The 16,049-nt window shown below is 43.7% G+C and carries 13 protein-coding genes and 1 riboswitch; of the genes, 10 read left to right on the forward strand and 3 right to left on the reverse strand.

Features of this window, described 5'->3' with window-relative positions; translation table 11 throughout:
* The first annotated feature begins 88 nt into the window (after positions 1 to 88).
* Entirely contained in the window at positions 89 to 1,252 is a 1,164-nt protein-coding gene (locus KI659_RS14195; protein ID WP_213946024.1) for an NAD(P)-dependent oxidoreductase, read from the forward strand.
* A gap of 2 nt (positions 1,253 to 1,254) precedes the next feature.
* Positions 1,255 to 2,181 carry a glycosyltransferase gene (locus KI659_RS14200; RefSeq protein WP_213946025.1) on the forward strand — a complete coding sequence of 309 codons (927 nt, stop codon included), beginning with the start codon at positions 1,255 to 1,257 and terminating at the stop codon, positions 2,179 to 2,181.
* Here the strand turns inward: KI659_RS14200 and KI659_RS14205 are convergent.
* Positions 2,166 to 3,209, reverse strand: coding sequence for an acyloxyacyl hydrolase (locus KI659_RS14205; RefSeq protein ID WP_213946026.1), 1,044 nt, complete (start codon positions 3,207 to 3,209; stop codon positions 2,166 to 2,168). The genes KI659_RS14200 and KI659_RS14205 overlap by 16 nt on opposite strands.
* A 101-nt stretch (positions 3,210 to 3,310) precedes the next feature.
* A riboswitch (SAM riboswitch) is annotated at positions 3,311 to 3,420 on the forward strand.
* A gap of 193 nt (positions 3,421 to 3,613) precedes the next feature.
* Here KI659_RS14205 and KI659_RS14210 point away from each other — a divergent pair.
* The 4 genes from KI659_RS14210 to KI659_RS14225 are packed head-to-tail and all read left to right on the forward strand — an operon-like array spanning position 3,614 to position 7,626.
* Positions 3,614 to 4,951, forward strand: coding sequence for an O-acetylhomoserine aminocarboxypropyltransferase/cysteine synthase family protein (locus tag KI659_RS14210; RefSeq protein WP_213946027.1), 1,338 nt, complete (start codon positions 3,614 to 3,616; stop codon positions 4,949 to 4,951).
* On the forward strand, positions 4,926 to 5,987 hold the full coding sequence (locus tag KI659_RS14215) for a homoserine O-acetyltransferase family protein (protein ID WP_213946028.1): 1,062 nt from the start codon (positions 4,926 to 4,928) through the stop codon (positions 5,985 to 5,987). Before KI659_RS14210 ends, KI659_RS14215 begins: the two co-directional genes overlap by 26 nt.
* A complete protein-coding gene (locus KI659_RS14220) occupies positions 5,977 to 7,197 on the forward strand; it encodes a homoserine dehydrogenase (protein WP_213946029.1) in 1,221 nt (406 codons plus the stop codon). Before KI659_RS14215 ends, KI659_RS14220 begins: the two co-directional genes overlap by 11 nt.
* 39 nt (positions 7,198 to 7,236) lie before the next feature.
* Complete coding sequence (locus KI659_RS14225) at positions 7,237 to 7,626, forward strand: VOC family protein (protein WP_213946030.1); 390 nt, start codon at positions 7,237 to 7,239, stop codon at positions 7,624 to 7,626.
* 42 nt (positions 7,627 to 7,668) lie between these two features.
* Here KI659_RS14225 and KI659_RS14230 read toward each other — a convergent pair whose 3' ends face one another.
* Both KI659_RS14230 and KI659_RS14235 read right to left on the reverse strand, forming a co-directional pair.
* On the reverse strand, positions 7,669 to 10,485 hold the full coding sequence (locus KI659_RS14230) for a S9 family peptidase (RefSeq protein WP_213946031.1): 2,817 nt from the start codon (positions 10,483 to 10,485) through the stop codon (positions 7,669 to 7,671).
* Between the two features lie 258 nt (positions 10,486 to 10,743).
* Complete coding sequence (locus tag KI659_RS14235) at positions 10,744 to 11,364, reverse strand: toxin-antitoxin system YwqK family antitoxin (RefSeq protein ID WP_213946032.1); 621 nt, start codon at positions 11,362 to 11,364, stop codon at positions 10,744 to 10,746.
* A 410-nt stretch (positions 11,365 to 11,774) separates the two neighbouring features.
* On the opposite strand from KI659_RS14235, the gene KI659_RS14240 reads away from it, so the two are divergent.
* The 4 genes from KI659_RS14240 (at position 11,775) to sufD (ending at position 16,040) form a co-directional block, all read left to right on the forward strand.
* Positions 11,775 to 12,248 (forward strand): Lrp/AsnC ligand binding domain-containing protein, encoded by a 474-nt coding sequence (locus KI659_RS14240; protein ID WP_213946033.1) that lies wholly within the window; start codon positions 11,775 to 11,777, stop codon positions 12,246 to 12,248.
* 278 nt (positions 12,249 to 12,526) lie between these two features.
* A complete protein-coding gene (sufB, locus tag KI659_RS14245; protein WP_213946034.1) occupies positions 12,527 to 13,972 on the forward strand; it encodes a Fe-S cluster assembly protein SufB in 1,446 nt (481 codons plus the stop codon).
* Between the two features lie 23 nt (positions 13,973 to 13,995).
* On the forward strand, positions 13,996 to 14,757 hold the full coding sequence (gene sufC / locus KI659_RS14250) for a Fe-S cluster assembly ATPase SufC (RefSeq protein ID WP_213946035.1): 762 nt from the start codon (positions 13,996 to 13,998) through the stop codon (positions 14,755 to 14,757).
* 29 nt (positions 14,758 to 14,786) lie between these two features.
* Positions 14,787 to 16,040: a Fe-S cluster assembly protein SufD gene (gene sufD / locus KI659_RS14255; RefSeq protein WP_213946036.1), complete on the forward strand. Its 1,254-nt coding sequence runs from the start codon at positions 14,787 to 14,789 to the stop codon at positions 16,038 to 16,040.
* Positions 16,041 to 16,049 lie beyond the last annotated feature (9 nt).

Below are 16,049 nucleotides of genomic sequence, written 5' to 3' on the forward strand. Positions count from 1 at the left end.
AATGATTTTTTAAATGGTATTTTTTGCATTTTACCCAAACTTCCCGTATTTTAGTTTCACTTTTATTATTAACATAAAATTTTTTATCATGAGAAGAGAACTTTTTAAGATCCGGGTAGGGATCGTGGGCACTGGCACCATTGCCAGAGGTTTGGCCAGGCTGATCAGCAAGAGAAAGGACATGGAGGTGAGCTATATCCTCACCCGCCGAAAGGGAATTATCCCTGATCTGGGGGTATCCCAAGAGCTGATCACCCAATCCATACAACAGGTACTTGAACATTCGGATATTTTGGTGGTCAGCACCGGAGACCCCATTTACTCCACAGCCATTATCGACCTGGCTTTCCAGTATGGGGTCAAGGTCGTAACCATGGATGCCGACACGCAGGTCCTTTCAGGGACTTGGCTATCCAGCCGGGGCCAGATCACCGAGGCGGAGGGTGATCAACCGGGATGTCTTGCCGCCCTGCGGGAGGAAGCTTTGCAGATGGGCTTTACCCCCTTGGTATATGGCAACATCAAAGGTTTTCTCAACCATAACCCCGGCTTTGACGACATGACTTTCTGGGCCAAAAAGCAGGGCTTCACGGTCAATTCGGTAACCTCTTTCACTGATGGGACCAAACTGCAGATTGAGCAGGCCTTGGTAGCCAATGCCTTTGGGGCCAACATTGCGCAAAGAGGCTTGATCGGAGAAAAGACCGACAATTTGGAAGCAGGGGCTTTCCATCTAGCCACTATCGCTTCGGCCCAGAATAAGGTGCTAAGTGACTACATCATTTCTCCCACTGCGCCTCCGGGTGTATTTTTGGTGGGTACCCATCATAATGATTTGGCTGCGGGCTTAAAGACTTACAAAATGGGTGACGGCCCCCATTACCTGCTTTACAAGCATACCCATCTTTGCTATTTTGAAATTCCCAAGACGATTCTGAAGTTTTATCATACCGACAAGGTATTGATTGATAATGGCAGGTTTCCTACTGTATCCGTGGCTACCGTAGCCAAAAAGCGCATAGCAGCGGGGACACTAATAGAGAAGGGAATTGGCAGCATGGAAGTAAGGGGTGAAGCCATGGAAATAGCTGAGGAACCCAGCCATGTACCCATTGGGTTGATGAGCAAGGTTCATTTTACCCGAACGGTGGAACCTGGTCAGGTGGTCACTTTTGATGATGTGGAAATAAATGAGTCATTGGCCTATAAGGCGTGGCAGGAAACACTTTTGCAGGAAGAAAAAACCTTTTAGACATGATGGATAATAGCGCAAAAGAAATTGAAAGGTCCCCCCTAGTATCGATAATCGTGGTGACCTATAATTCTAGCATGTTCATAATTGATACCCTTGACAGTGTTAAAAATCAAAATTACGGTAATATTGAACTGATCGTCACCGACGACCATTCAAAAGATGATACAGTAGCCTTGATTGAAGACTGGATCAAAGAAAATGCGGCTAGCTTTGTCCATTGCGAATTGGTCACCAGCCCAGTCAATAGTGGCATTACTCCCAATATTAACCGTGCCTTAAAATATATCAGCGGAGATTGGGTCAAGGTTTTGCCTGGTGACGACCTTTTATTTCCCGACTCCATTTCCAACTTGCTGAACTGTGAGATTGATGCCAACGTCGGGTTGATTTATAGCCGTGCAAGGGCATTTTATAAGTTACAAAAAATGGATGGCCCTGCTTTCGGCGCAGCCCTAGCTAAGCCCTATGAAAGGTCGCTCCTGCTTGACAACCCAATTCCAGCCATGGCCACCCTTATCCGCCGCGATGTGGTGGAGACACTGGATGGGTATGATGAAAGGTATCCATTTATAGATGATTATCCCATGTGGTTTAGAATTATCAAGGAAAAGTGGGAAATCAAGTTTCTCGAATGTGTGACCGCGGGCTACCGGCTTCACACCCAAAATATTTCCAAATCAGGCTACAACCCCTATTACAAATCCCTTTATAAATTCCAGAAGGAGAATTTGCTCATGAAAGGATTGAAATATGGCTTCATCTACCTGACTTATACCCGTTATCTGGATTACCTCATCTATAGAATCAAGGAAAAGCTATCCCATCCCACTGCTATCAAAGTTGCCAATGGGCTCAACTTTTTGAAACCATCTTTTTGCTGGGATTATGTAAAGGTAAGGATAGGTATGGATCAAAATTTCCACTGAACCCGGACATCTATGTTTTCGGCCACATGGGCATGGCTTTTTAAAGATGCTCCAAGGTGTAGCCCTTCCCAGACGCGGTATTGAAGGATATACCTTTGATAGAAATTATTGCTCGTATAATTGTCGGGCTTGCTAGCATAATAGGCAAACCTTTGGGCAAATTCAAAGCGCCCAAACAAGAAGTGGTGGGAAATAAAGGGGGCGGCAATAAAGCCTTCCCCTACCTCTTCTGCCTGATTCAAGGATTGGTCATGGGCCAACTCCCCACCCAAGCCTAAAGCATTGATCCCACTAACGGGGTGGTATGCCCCTGCACCAAAGCCAAGAACCCAATCCCTACCCTCACGCATTTCGCTTTTTCGTTGGGTGGAAAACACTTCCGCATAATACCTTACCCCACCTTTAACCCTTTTAGGAGAATAATCAGGAAATGGCTGCCTGTCAAAATAATAGGTTGCCCCACCCCCTAACATGGGATAATTCATGCCTCTATTGGGTTGGCTTTGACCCCCATTGGAGATATGGTTGTAAAAAAGGGACAAGTTGCCATCCCAGCTTTCTGAAATCTGAAAATTCAAACGGGGTTGGAGATATATCAAAAAGCTCAACGGGGCGCTGAAGAACTGGTTTTCGGGGTTGTCCTGTTCATCGTAAACCCTTGTGAGGTAACTCGTGCCTATCCCTCCCCTTATAGAGAAATTCATTTTGTCCCATCGGGCCAATATCGGTTCAAAGAAAGTAGAAACAGAAATAGCCTGCCCCAAAATATCGCGATTGTTGAAATCATGAAAATTTAACTGGACTCCCCAATCAAAAAAGCAGTTGCAGACCTCGTAAGCCTCTTGACTCAGGCCCATTTGGGAATAGGTGAGCTGTAGTCCAATGGGATTTGTACTTGACACGGGGCGGAGGTCCTCAGCATGGGGGATAATAAATCCATATTTAATTTCGGCATTGAGTTTTTGGACCGTTTGGGCATGGGTCGTAAAAGACAAAAGGCTAATAAATATGGCAATAAAGTGTTTCAAGGTGGTTTCTGTTGAATTTTTGATAAAAAAAGAAGTTATGCTTTGCATTTTCAACATCGATAGCTTTACTTTGTTCTATCCTATCGCTTTTTGAGTGTTGGGATTTATACAGAAGAGGTGAGAGACAGGCTCTATGACCCTCTGGCAACCTGGAAAATCCAAGGTGCCAATTCCTGCCCTATGAGAATATCCTCATTGGGAAATATAAATTCTTAACCGATGATATACGCAAGAATTTCCTTATCCAACAATCTTTACAGTTTCTTTAACTTCCCTAACCCTAGGAGAGTTTGCTGCTATTGTATTTCTTAATCCGTAACCTTCCCAGGTTGCGCTTGTTTCCATTGGCTCCCTCTACGGAGCCCCACTAAAATCCTATTTTCCATAATTTAAAAAATTTCGCCATGTCCAAGAACTATCATTTCGACACCTTACAGCTGCATGCAGGCCAGGAACCCGATCCGAGTACCAATTCCAGGGCCGTTCCTATCTATCAAACCACTTCCTATGTATTTAACAGCGCTGAACATGGGGCCAACCTTTTTGGCCTAAAAGAATTCGGCAACATTTATACCCGGATCATGAATCCGACCACGGATGTTTTCGAAAAACGCATTGCAGCTCTCGAGGGCGGTGTGGCTGCCGTGGCTACCGCCTCAGGTCAGGCTGCCCAGTTTTTAGCTTTAAACAACATCTTACAAGCCGGGGACAATTTTGTCACCACGCCATTCCTCTATGGCGGAAGCTACAACCAGTTCAAAGTGGCCTTCAAAAGGCTTGGAATACAGGCAAAGTTTGCCGAGAATGACAGCCCAGCTGCTTTTGAAAAGCTCATAGATGAAAATACTAAGGCACTTTATCTGGAGACCATAGGAAACCCCGAGTTCAACATTCCGGACTTTGAGGCAGTGGCGGCGGTGGCCAAAAAACACGACATCCCCTTAATAGTGGACAACACATTTGGGGCCGGGGGCTACCTATTTCAGCCCATTGCCCATGGGGCCAGTGTAGTGACCAGCTCGGCTACCAAGTGGATTGGCGGACATGGGACTTCCATCGGAGGTGTAATCGTAGATGCAGGCAACTTCAATTGGGGCAACGGGAAATTTCCACAGTTTTCAGAACCATCAGAAGGTTACCATGGACTTAATTTCTGGGAGGCCTTCGGTGAAGGAAACCAGCTAGGTTTGCCGAATATAGCCTTTGCCATTCGTGCCCGGGTGGAAGGCCTCCGGGACTTTGGCCCTGCCCAAAGCCCCTTCAATTCCTTCCTTTTACTTCAGGGATTAGAAACCCTGTCACTTAGAGTTCAAAGGACAGTGGACAATGCCTTGGTATTAGCCAAGTGGCTTGCTGACCACCCAAAAGTGAAGAAGGTAAATTACCCCGGCCTCGAAAGCTCTCCTTACCACAACTTGGCTAAGAAGTATTTGAAAAACGGATATGGAGGAGTATTGAGTTTTGAACTAAAGGGAGAAAAAGAGGAAGCCACCTCATTGATCAATAACCTGGAGCTGATTTCCCATCTTGCAAATGTGGGAGATGCAAAAACCCTGATCATTCAGCCCGCTGTCACCACCCACCAGCAGCTTAGCGATGAGGAACAGCTCAAGGCCGGCGTCACCCCTACCCTTTTGAGAATATCAGTTGGGCTTGAACATATCGACGACATCAAGGCGGATCTATCAAACGCATTAGAAAAAACCACGCAAGAACATGAATCTAAACTCTCCTTTGCTTGAGATTGAAGACAAGTCAAGAGTATTTCATTACGAAGACAGGTATCTTTTGGAATCCGGTGAGGATCTGGCCGGATTCCAGATTGCCTACACCATTTATGGCAACCCAGAAGCACTTGACAGCCACGTCATCTGGATCAACCATGCCCTCACCGGAAATGCCGATGTGCACGAGTGGTGGTCTGGCTTGGTGGGTGAAGACAAATTCTACGATCCCAAGCAATATAAAATTATCTGTACCAACTTATTGGGTTCATGCTATGGCTCGACCAACCCATTGAGCAGCAATCCTGAAACAGGGAAGCCCTATTTCTATCAATTTCCCCAACTCACTACACGTGATATGGCAGGGGCCTTGGAGAAATTGAGGGAGCATCTGGGGGTAGAGCATATCCATACCTTGGTTGGTGGTTCACTTGGTGGGCAGGTGGCTTTGGAATGGACTTATCAGCTCGGGTCAAGGCTGGATTACAGCATCATCATTGCCGCAAACGCCAAGTCAACCCCATGGATCCGCGGATTTAATGAGGCGCAGAGAATGGCGATCCAAGCAGACTGCACTTGGGGAGAGGAGATTGCAGAAGCAGGCAAGTCAGGCTTAAGAGCCGCCAGGGCCATTGGCATGCTTACCTATAGGCACCCGGATACCTTTCAGCAAAGCCAGGATGATATGGAAGAGAAACTGGACAATTACAAAGTCAGCAGCTACCTCCAGTATCAGGGGAAAAAATTGGCGGACAGGTTCCATGCTTTGTCCTACTGGGTTCTGACCAAGGCCATGGATAGCCATGACCTTGGACGGGGCCGTGGCGGCACCGAGCGGGCTCTGCAGGGAATCAAAGCAAAAATGCTCACAGTAGGTATCGACACCGATCAACTATTCCGCAAGGAAGAAAGCCAATACATTTCCGAAAACTGCCTGGACGGTAAGTATTCCGAAATCAGCTCTTCATATGGGCACGATGCCTTTCTGATCGAGTACGAACAACTTCATTACATCTTAAAATCTTTTTATCTATATACAGAAAATGGGAAATAAAATAGGACTTATAGGGTTTGGCGTAGTAGGCCAAGGGTATTATGAAATCGCCAATAAGGATGGAAAAAATCTCAAGCCCCAGCACATTGCAGTTAAAAGCAAAGAAAAGGAGCGGCCAAAAGGAATCAGTTTTCAGTATGACCTTGAAGCCCTGTTGGCGGATTCTGAAATCGGGGTTGAGCTAATCAGTGAGACGGAGACAGCCTATTTTATTGCCAAAAAGCTATTGGAGTCGGGCAAGACTGTAATATCTGCGAATAAAAAACTGGTGGCCAAGCACCTTCCAGAACTATTGGAACTTGAAAGAGCCCATGGAGGTAAATTTTTATACGAAGCAGCCGTTGCCGCAAGCATCCCGGTACTCTCCAATATCAGCACCCAATATCAAGGGGATCAAATTGAGGAAATCCAAGGGATTCTCAATGGCTCTTCCAATTATATCCTCAGCAAAATCCAGCAGGAAAACCAAAACTTTGAAGAGGCCTTAAAACAGGCTCAAGATAATGGATATGCCGAAGCAGACCCCTCCTTCGATATCAATGGAAGTGACGTGGCCAGCAAGCTCTGTATTTTGGCGGCCCACTCCTACGGAATCCACCTTGATGAAAAGTCAATCCCTTGCATTGGCATAGACCACCTCCAGGCTGAGGACTTTTCACTTGCTAAGAAAGTAGGCGGAAAAATTAAGCTTATAGCCCTAAGCTCAGTAAAAGACGGAGATGTGTCTGCCTCAATTTTTCCAACCTTGGTAGGGCCAAATCACCCTTTGAGCCAAGTTGAAAATGAGTATAATGCGATCAGCATATTGTCTAAAAACATAGGATTGCAAAACTTTCAGGGTAAAGGTGCTGGAGGCCTGGCCACGGGTTCCGCAGTATATTCCGACTTGGCCAAAAGCAGTTCTGGATTCAAATATACATTGGTTGAAAATGGCCTAAAGAAACAATACGCAGCTCCAGCCTCTTCCGAACACCAATTTGTAATCACTGCAGATTCTCAGCTTTTGGAAGAAAACTTCCCTTATCATCAAAAATATACTTTTGAGGGCAAGGACTATGTTCTCGGCAATTTTGACAGCAAATTGATTGAAGGGATAAAGGAAAAAATCTTTACTGTGGGAGGTTCTATTTTAGCAATAGACAAAAACCTTTCTTTGGAAAAAATAGCAAGCCATTTTGAGGCGCAGGCTTTGGAATTGAGCGAGGAGTAAGCGAAATTGGTTAACTGGACATTAACCAAAAACTCAACCATGAATTTTACCCAAATAAAGGAAAGTTGCCTGTATGTGGATGACCTAGACAAAGCGCATGAATTTTATCATGAAAAACTGGGAATGCCTTTAATATCAAAAGTAGAAGGGCGCCATATCTTTTTCCGATGCGGCAGCTCGGTATTGCTCTGCTTTAACCCTGAGGCTACCAAGGAAGAGAAAAACCTTCCTCTCCATTATGCCCGCGGCAAGCAGCATTTGGCATTTGAAGTATCACAAAAGGATTATGAAAAAACATTGGAAAGGGTAAAGGAAAAGGGAATATGGATTACCCACTTCCAAAAGTGGAAAGGTGATTTGGAAAGTTTTTATTTTGAGGACCCTTTTGGACATGTACTCGAAATCGTTCCCCAAGGCATTTGGGAATAAAAAATCCCCATCATATCTGATGGGGATTTTTTTAATCATTTTTTATTTTGAAAGCTCATACTTCAAAGTCCTGCCCTTCTCAGTGGCTGGAAGTCCTTCCGTCATCCACAGGGGAGCCGGGGCGTCCTTAAGGTAATGGTCAAAGAACTGAGACAACCTGATTGAAAGGTCTTTTCTATTTTTACGCTGCACCAAGTTATGATCTTCATCATTGTACACCAAAAGCCAGGCTGGGCTATTTAGCCTTTTGAGAGCCATAAACATTTCAATGCCCTGATACCACGGCACCGCGCCATCGGCATCATTGTGCATGATCAAAACTGGCGTGTTTACACGGTCGCTGTAAAACAAGGGAGAGTTTTCAATATAGTACAAAGGCTTTTCCCATAGCGTACCGCCAATTCTGGATTGGGTCTGCTCATACTGGAACATACGGCTCATACCCGTACCCCAACGGATACCGCCATAAGCCGAAGTCATGTTTACCACGGGAGCCCCCGCTCCGGCAGCCTTGAACATGTCTGTTTGTGTGATCAGATAAGCCACTTGGTATCCACCCCAGCTTTGACCTTGGATAGCCATGTTTTCTTTATCTACAAAACCCATGTCAGCCACTTTTTGTACACCTGGCATGATGCTATTAAAAGCACTTGGCCCCGGAAGCCCCAAATCGTATTTGATATCCGGCACAAAAACCACGTAATCATTACTCACAAAAAATGGAATATTGATGGTAGAAGCACTTGGTGCAGGTGGTCTGTAATTATGTAGACCATCAGAATTTCTTTCATAGAAATACACCATCATAGGATAGTTGCCGTCCTCTCTGAAATTCTCAGGCTTGAATAGCAACCCCTGCATGGGCGTACCGTCATTTGCGCGGTAATCCACCAATTCTACAGAACCCCAGTTAACATCGGCCTGCTGGCTGTTAGTTTCGGAGATTTGGTTCAGGTTTGCAAAGTCTAGACTTGTGGCATACAGGTCTGGGTATTCATGGTAAGTTGATCTCCTAACAATCACCTCATCGCTTTTCTCAGCTTTCTTCAAACCGTAATAGCGATGATCGGTAAATAGCAACTCCTCAGGGGAGTTTTTGCCCTGCAGGTCACCTTTATAGAAACCGTTTTTCTTGCTAAATTCATGGAATGCTGTCAACACTAATGGTGATTTGGAATCAATACCATATTCCTCCTCATCCTCATGCAAGGTCTGGATTCTGTATTTCACTTTGTTTTGACGGCCTTCCCCTTTGGTGATGTTTACTGGTTCTTTCTTCCCTGTAGGATCAACCTTCCAGATATCATATTTATCGTAAACCAGGAATGCCTCATCGTTTTTCAACCATCCACCGTTTCCGTAGCTTGACGGCATGGAAGGGCTGTCGTGAATCTCATCGTAAAAATTGATATCATCAATTTCGGCCAAAAGGTTTCTTTTCTGCTTGGTCTTGATGTCATAGGCCATCCAGGTGCTATCAGGCGTGCTGTACCAATACACAAACTTTGCTTCCGGTGAAAGCGACGGATAGCCTTTTAGGTTTTTCTCCACCAAGGTTTTCTCCCCTGTCTCCAGGTCCACCACATACACATCCCTTCCGATCTGGATATCCCAGCTGTAATTGCGGCGATAAGGCTTATCATCCGACCCAAGGGCTAACTTGTGCCGCTCATACTTGTCCCTATTGATGTTTTCAACTTTCATATCTGCCACCTGGGTCACTTTACCCGATTTCATGTGGTAAGTGGCCAAATATGTTTTTTTGTTTTTCCTATCTTTTTGCTTGAGTTGCATAGGCTGAATCTCATCATCCTGCCAGCCCCAAATATCCAGGGAAACCCGTTCCTCTTTTAAGATCGTAGTGTCTTCTTCATACTCGTACGTGACATAATCTGGAGCCGTACCAAAATACAACCGGCTTCCATCTTTGGAAAATACCAAGTCGCCGTTTTTGCTTACCATACCATATTCAAGAATCCCCTGAGTGCCTTTTCCGGCTACTTTTTTCAGGTCCTTTTTTGCTATATCATAAAGATATAGATCGTAATATGGCTTTTTGGCTTTTAGCGAGTCCTCGGTAGCCATGAAGGCAAAGTTTTTCTCGGGTCCATCGATGACCATGCCCGCATAATTTACCTTTCCTTCATCCACTTGGGTGGTCTCCCCATTGCGCAGGTTTAGGATGTAGGCACCTTCATTTTTCAGTGTATCCTCGGTGGCTTTGGTAAAATACAGGTAATTGCCCTCATCCGAAAAACCGTAATCCTTCACCCTATCCAAGGTCCACTTTCTTTCCCCGTCAAAACTTCTCACAAGAAGGTTGGTGCCCTCGGTTTTTTTAGGCTTGTCCTTTACCTCAGTGGTATCGGATTTATCCTGCTTTTTGGTTTCTTTTTCAAAATGGACCGCCAGCCAGTTACCGTTATCCTTTGGGGTTTTAAAGGACTTAATTTTGGCCATTTTTTCCACTTCGCCATTGCCTAGAGAAAGGATGAAAAGTGAATCCTTCGGCATTTTGTCCTTGGCCGTATTTTTCAGCTTTAATACCCGAACCGAGTCCTTTTGGGGCTTGATCAAGCCCATGAGGAAGTCTCCATTGTTGGAGAAGACAAAGTTTTTCCCTCTTTGAATAGCATGTTTTTCGGCAGGATTTTGATGGGCGGCTACTTCAATCCTGCCGTCTCCGTCTTGGGGGCTGATTTCATAGGCGACCCATTTTCCGTTTTTGGAAACCTTCTCAGAGGAGACCGATTCCCAGGCATCATAATCATCATGGGTCAGGGGCCTTTTTTCTTGGGCAGAAAGGCCAAATGACATTGTCATCAGCAGTCCTGCGGCAAGTAACTTCTTATTAAGCATACTGGTTGATTTATTTTCACGCGGAATTTACTTGAATTAACGTCAAAACTACAGAGGATTGTGATCAATGGAGCAATAATTAGATATAGGCTATGATATCCGTTTAAATATTTAAGGATCAAGCTGACAAGCCCAATTTGAGGGATATAACAGTAGGCTTAAAATTTAAGTAATTCCCAATCCCGGATTTTAATAAATAGCAAAAAAAAGCTTGACCAAACGGTCAAGCCTTAAACTTTATCATCACAAAACACTTAATTATTTTCTTATTGTCAATTCGAAGTCCATAGGTACATATACCCCTTCCTCGATTGCTGGATGCCAATCAGGCATTTGTCTCAGCACATAATCAACTCTTTCCTGGGTTCCCTTATCTGCATGCCCATCAAATTTGTACCCTACCAATTTACCATGTTGGTTGATGTTAAGGATAACCTTCACTTCATCAAGCAGAGCGCTCTTTTTGGTTCTGAAGATGAAAGAGGTGTATCCATCCACAAAATCGGCGGCATCTTCCTTGCCTTTTAATTCGGCAAACTTCATGAAAGGCTCATAGGGAAGGATTTTTCCATCCATATCGAAGCAAACCCCACCCATGGATTTTCCATTTTCGAAAAACTCTCTTCTTCTCAAAGTTCCATCAGGATAAAAAGACAGCAATTCTCCTTCAAATTTTCCGTCCACAATTGGCTTGATGGCTTTCAGTTCGCCAGATTCGTAGTAGGAATAGCTTAGGAAATCATCCTTTTCATAATCATTTACAGTGGTTTTGGGAATTAGTAAATCCGCCGAAAGTGCGTAGGCACTGAAAAGTGTTCCTTGAGCGAAACTTACCGAAACCGCTGAAAAGCAAAGCAGTGTAAAAATAAATGTTCTCATACCTAGAAAGTTGATAATTCAAAATTCACAAAAATTAATTTCAAAAACAAATATTTGCATTTAAAATCAATAAACGTGTAGAAAAAATCATTCCAAACTTTCTAGGGGCATAAAAAAAGTCCTGCTACCAGCAGGACTTTTTCCGAATATAAACCCAAATATAACTTTAGAGATTCAAAAGTTTTATGCTCAATCACTGTTACAAATTATGGAATAAATAACCAATAATTCAATCTTTAATTGCATTATTTTATACCCCTCCAAAATTAATATTCAGCAACTAAGCTTCCCAGCAAAATTAACTACCATAAAATCAAATCCTATTCCTAAATTTAAATTTTGGAATTTTTTAACAATTTTATAATTTACATACCTGTTTATTGCACATAACTTAATTTAAACATTTTCAGATGGACAAAATTTTAGATATTGACAATGTAGATTTAAAAATTATTTCCCTTTTGAATGAGGATGCCAAAACTCCTTACACAGAAATTGCCAAGAAAGTTTTTGTTTCTTCGGGAACGGTGCACGTGCGCATGAGGAAGCTAGAAGAGATGGGTGTGGTCAAAAGCGCTACCTTAAACATAGATTTCTCAAAACTGGGATATGACATTTCGGCGTTTTTGGGGATTTACCTGGAGAAAAGCTCCCTTTATGATAATGTCATCATCAAGCTCAAGGCTATTCCTGAGGTGATCAACGCTTATTACACAACAGGTAATTACAGCATCTTCGCAAAAATCATCTGCAAGGACACCAATCACCTGAGGGACGTGTTGAACAAGATCCAGAAAGTAGACGGCATCGACCGGACCGAAACCCTTATTGTGCTGGAAGAAAGCATCAACCGGCCTATCCAACTATTTGATAACAGTCAATAACGCGAATCCTTATGGTGCGACTGCCTTATAGTAACACTATTTAGATTAAATCTAAGGAAAAATTATTTAGTGTTTTTCTAATCAAAGCTATTGATATTTATAGATTTTGTAATTTGGAAAAGCGCTACAGGCCCAATCAAAAACACCTAAAAATCAGCAGCTTATAGATAAATTTTACTCCCAAACCCAATAATTGTAAACGTCTTTGAACATAAAAAATTGGATTAATGTTGTATCTTTGCGCTACAAAATGTAATTAGTCTAAATAACTCGACTTTATGAGCAAAGACAATCAGATTTTAGAAGAATTTACTTCAAAAGAATATGAACATGGCTGGTCGGTCAACTATGAGGCCGATGAGGCTCCCATTGGTCTGAATGAGGAAATCATCCGCTGGATCTCTGCCAAAAAAGAAGAACCGCAATGGCTTCTGGATTGGAGATTGAAGGCCTTCAGGGCATGGGAGAAAATGACCGAGCCCGAGTGGGCAAATGTTCATTACCCTAAAATTGATCTTCAAAAATTAAGATACTATTCTGCCCCAAAGCAGTCCAAAAAACCAAAGAACCTCGACGAGGTAGACCCTGAGCTTCTTCAGATTTATGAAAGGCTGGGCATTTCCCTCAATGAGCAAAAAAGGCTTCAAGGCATTGCCGTCGACGCGGTGCTGGATTCCGTTTCGGTAGGTACTACTTTTAAGGAGACCTTGGGCAAGCTTGGTATCATTTTCTGCTCATTCAGTGAGGCTGTACACAACCACCCGGAACTTGTCAAAAAGTATTTGGGCTCAGTGGTACCGATGACCGATAATTATTATGCGGCATTGAATTCTGCGGTATTCTCCGATGGGTCTTTCTGCTATATTCCTAAAGGGGTGAGATGCCCAATGGAGCTTTCCACCTATTTTAGAATCAACGCCGCCAACACCGGTCAGTTTGAAAGAACTTTGATCGTAGCGGATGAGGGTTCTTACTGTTCTTATCTAGAAGGTTGTACGGCCCCTCAGAGGGACGAGAACCAACTTCATGCAGCAGTAGTTGAGATTTTTGCAGCCAAAGATGCCGAGGTAAAATATTCTACCGTCCAAAACTGGTTCCCTGGAGACAAGGAAGGCAAAGGCGGTATCTTCAATTTCGTAACCAAAAGAGGGATCTGTTTTGGAGACAATTCCAAGATCTCATGGACGCAGGTGGAAACCGGTTCAGCGGTTACCTGGAAATACCCAAGCTGTATATTAAAAGGTGACAATTCCATCGGGGAGTTCTATTCCGTGGCTGTGACCAACAATTATCAGCAGGCCGATACCGGGACCAAAATGATCCACATCGGTAAAAACACCAAATCCAGAATTGTATCCAAAGGCATCTCTGCGGGCAAATCCCAGAATTCCTACCGTGGACAGGTGCAGGTAATGAAAAGGGCCCACAATGCCCGAAACTTCTCCCAGTGCGACTCCTTATTAATGGGGTCTAAGTGTGGTGCCCACACCTTCCCTTACATAGATATCCAAAATTCCACCGCCAAAGTGGAGCATGAGGCCACAACTTCCAAAATCGGAGAAGACCAGCTCTTCTACTGTAACCAGAGAGGGATTGCCACTGAAGATGCGGTAGCCCTAATCGTAAACGGTTACGCTAAAGAAGTACTGAACCAGCTTCCAATGGAATTTGCCGTTGAGGCCCAAAAACTTCTTGCCCTTACCCTAGAAGGAAGTGTCGGATAAAATCTAAAAATTGAATTACTATTATGCTATCTATAAAAAACTTACACGCATCAGTTGAAGGAACGCCTATCCTTAAAGGTATCAATCTTGAAGTTAAAGCCGGTGAAGTCCATGCTATCATGGGACCAAACGGTTCAGGTAAATCTACGCTCGCCTCCGTATTGGCAGGTAGAGAGGAATATGAGGTGACTGAAGGTGAAGTTTCTTTCAAGAGCAAGGATTTGCTTGATCTCAGCCCTGAAGATAGAGCAAGAGAAGGTGTGTTTTTGGCATTCCAATATCCAGTAGAAATACCTGGTGTATCCTCTACAAACTTCCTGAGAACGGCAGTTAACCAAGTGAGGGAGTACAGAGGCTTGGAGCCTTTGGATGCAGTGAAGTTCCTTTCTTTGATGAAAGAAAAAATGAAGCTGGTCGAGATCGACCAAAAATTGCTGAGCAGATCCTTGAATGAAGGTTTTTCCGGAGGAGAGAAAAAGAGAAACGAAATCTTCCAGATGGCTATGCTTGAGCCTACCCTCTCCATCTTGGATGAAACAGACTCAGGACTTGACATTGATGCTTTACGGATTGTTTCAAATGGCGTAAACCAATTGAAGTCCGATAACAACGCCACCATTGTGGTGACCCATTATCAGAGATTGCTGGATTATATCGTTCCGGATTTTGTCCATGTATTATACAATGGTAAAATCGTAAAATCAGGCACCAAAGAATTGGCTATGGAGCTTGAGGAAAAAGGATATGATTGGATCAAAGAGGAAGCAGACAAAGCGACTGTCTAATCCAAATTTACCAACCAGACAATTATACAATGACTACAATCACAAAGGATAATATTACTGACAGCCTGCTTGCAACCGTTCATCCGAATGGTAATAGTGAAGCTGCTCAAGTTATTCGTGAAAATGGTTTCCCAACCACAAAACACGAAGAATATAAATTCACCAACATTACCAAAAGGATAGAATCCAAGATTCAATCTTTTCAGCAGGCAAAACCATTGGGGCTTACCCAACAGGATGTTTCCAAGGCTATGATCAAAGACCTGGATGCTGATGTGGTGGTGTTTAACAATGGCCAGTTTTCGGCTGAGCTTAGCAGTTTGGGAGAAGGCTACGCCGTTACCAACGTAACCAATTCAGAGGCGCCTTTTTCTATTAAGGACCTTTACGATGACAGCTATTTGGCTTTGAACAAGGCCAGTTTTGAAAAAGGCGTTTTTATTCAGATTCCTAAAAACAAGGTGCTCGACAAGCCGGTTTTGCTTCTCAACTTAGTAAAAGCCAATGATGGACAGCTTATCACTCCCAAATTATGGATCGATTGTGCTGAAAATACAGAGGCAGTCTTCATAGAGCAGACCGTGAGCCAGGATGAGCAGGCCTACTTGCTAAACGGAAGCGTGGAAATCAAAACTGCCTCCAATTCACACATACACTATTATAGAGTACAAAATCAGAACAACGAAGCTCTGGAGGTCAACAATCTATTGACTGACATTCACAGGGATTCAACTTTCACCTCATTTGTACTTTCCCTGGAAGGTGACATGATCCGAAACAATGTTACGCTTAACCTGCTTGATTCGGGTTGCGAGGGCAACATGTACGGTCTTTATCTTTTGGGTGGAAAAACCCACGTGGACAACCACACCAATGTAGACCACACAAAACCTCATTCTGAGTCCAACGAACTTTACAAAGGGGTTCTTGCCGACACATCTAGAGGGGTTTTCAATGGCAAAATCTTCGTTCGTGAAGATGCGCAGAAAACCAACGCCTTCCAGCAAAACAACAACATCCTCTTGTCCGATGAGGCAACAATCAACACCAAGCCGCAGCTTGAAATCTGGGCCGATGATGTGAAATGTTCTCATGGATGTACCACTGGTCAGCTGGATGAGGAGGCACTTTTCTATCTTCAGGCGAGAGGTATCGACAAAAAGCAGGGTAAGGCTCTCCTACTGTATGCATTCGCTGGAGACGTTTTAGAGCACCTTAAAATTGAAGCTTTCAAAGAGTATTGTATTGACTTGGTTCAGAAAAAGTTAGGTACAAACTTCTAAAAGCAATAT

The organism is Litoribacter ruber, assembly GCF_018449405.1.
Classification (GTDB): Bacteria; Bacteroidota; Bacteroidia; order Cytophagales; family Cyclobacteriaceae; genus Litoribacter; species Litoribacter ruber.

What these genes read in the sequence shown, in the direction of transcription:
- sufC (WP_213946035.1), top strand. Translation starts at nt 13,996, where the DNA reads ATGCTATCTATAAAAAACTTACACGCATCAGTTGAAGGAACGCCTATC.
- KI659_RS14225 (WP_213946030.1), top strand. Translation starts at nt 7,237, where the DNA reads ATGAATTTTACCCAAATAAAGGAAAGTTGCCTGTATGTGGATGACCTA.
- KI659_RS14210 (WP_213946027.1), top strand. Translation starts at nt 3,614, where the DNA reads ATGTCCAAGAACTATCATTTCGACACCTTACAGCTGCATGCAGGCCAG.
- KI659_RS14235 (WP_213946032.1), bottom strand. Translation starts at nt 11,364, where the DNA reads ATGAGAACATTTATTTTTACACTGCTTTGCTTTTCAGCGGTTTCGGTA.
- KI659_RS14220 (WP_213946029.1), top strand. Translation starts at nt 5,977, where the DNA reads ATGGGAAATAAAATAGGACTTATAGGGTTTGGCGTAGTAGGCCAAGGG.
- KI659_RS14230 (WP_213946031.1), bottom strand. Translation starts at nt 10,485, where the DNA reads ATGCTTAATAAGAAGTTACTTGCCGCAGGACTGCTGATGACAATGTCA.
- KI659_RS14215 (WP_213946028.1), top strand. Translation starts at nt 4,926, where the DNA reads ATGAATCTAAACTCTCCTTTGCTTGAGATTGAAGACAAGTCAAGAGTA.
- KI659_RS14240 (WP_213946033.1), top strand. Translation starts at nt 11,775, where the DNA reads ATGGACAAAATTTTAGATATTGACAATGTAGATTTAAAAATTATTTCC.
- sufB (WP_213946034.1), top strand. Translation starts at nt 12,527, where the DNA reads ATGAGCAAAGACAATCAGATTTTAGAAGAATTTACTTCAAAAGAATAT.
- sufD (WP_213946036.1), top strand. Translation starts at nt 14,787, where the DNA reads ATGACTACAATCACAAAGGATAATATTACTGACAGCCTGCTTGCAACC.
- KI659_RS14200 (WP_213946025.1), top strand. Translation starts at nt 1,255, where the DNA reads ATGATGGATAATAGCGCAAAAGAAATTGAAAGGTCCCCCCTAGTATCG.
- KI659_RS14195 (WP_213946024.1), top strand. Translation starts at nt 89, where the DNA reads ATGAGAAGAGAACTTTTTAAGATCCGGGTAGGGATCGTGGGCACTGGC.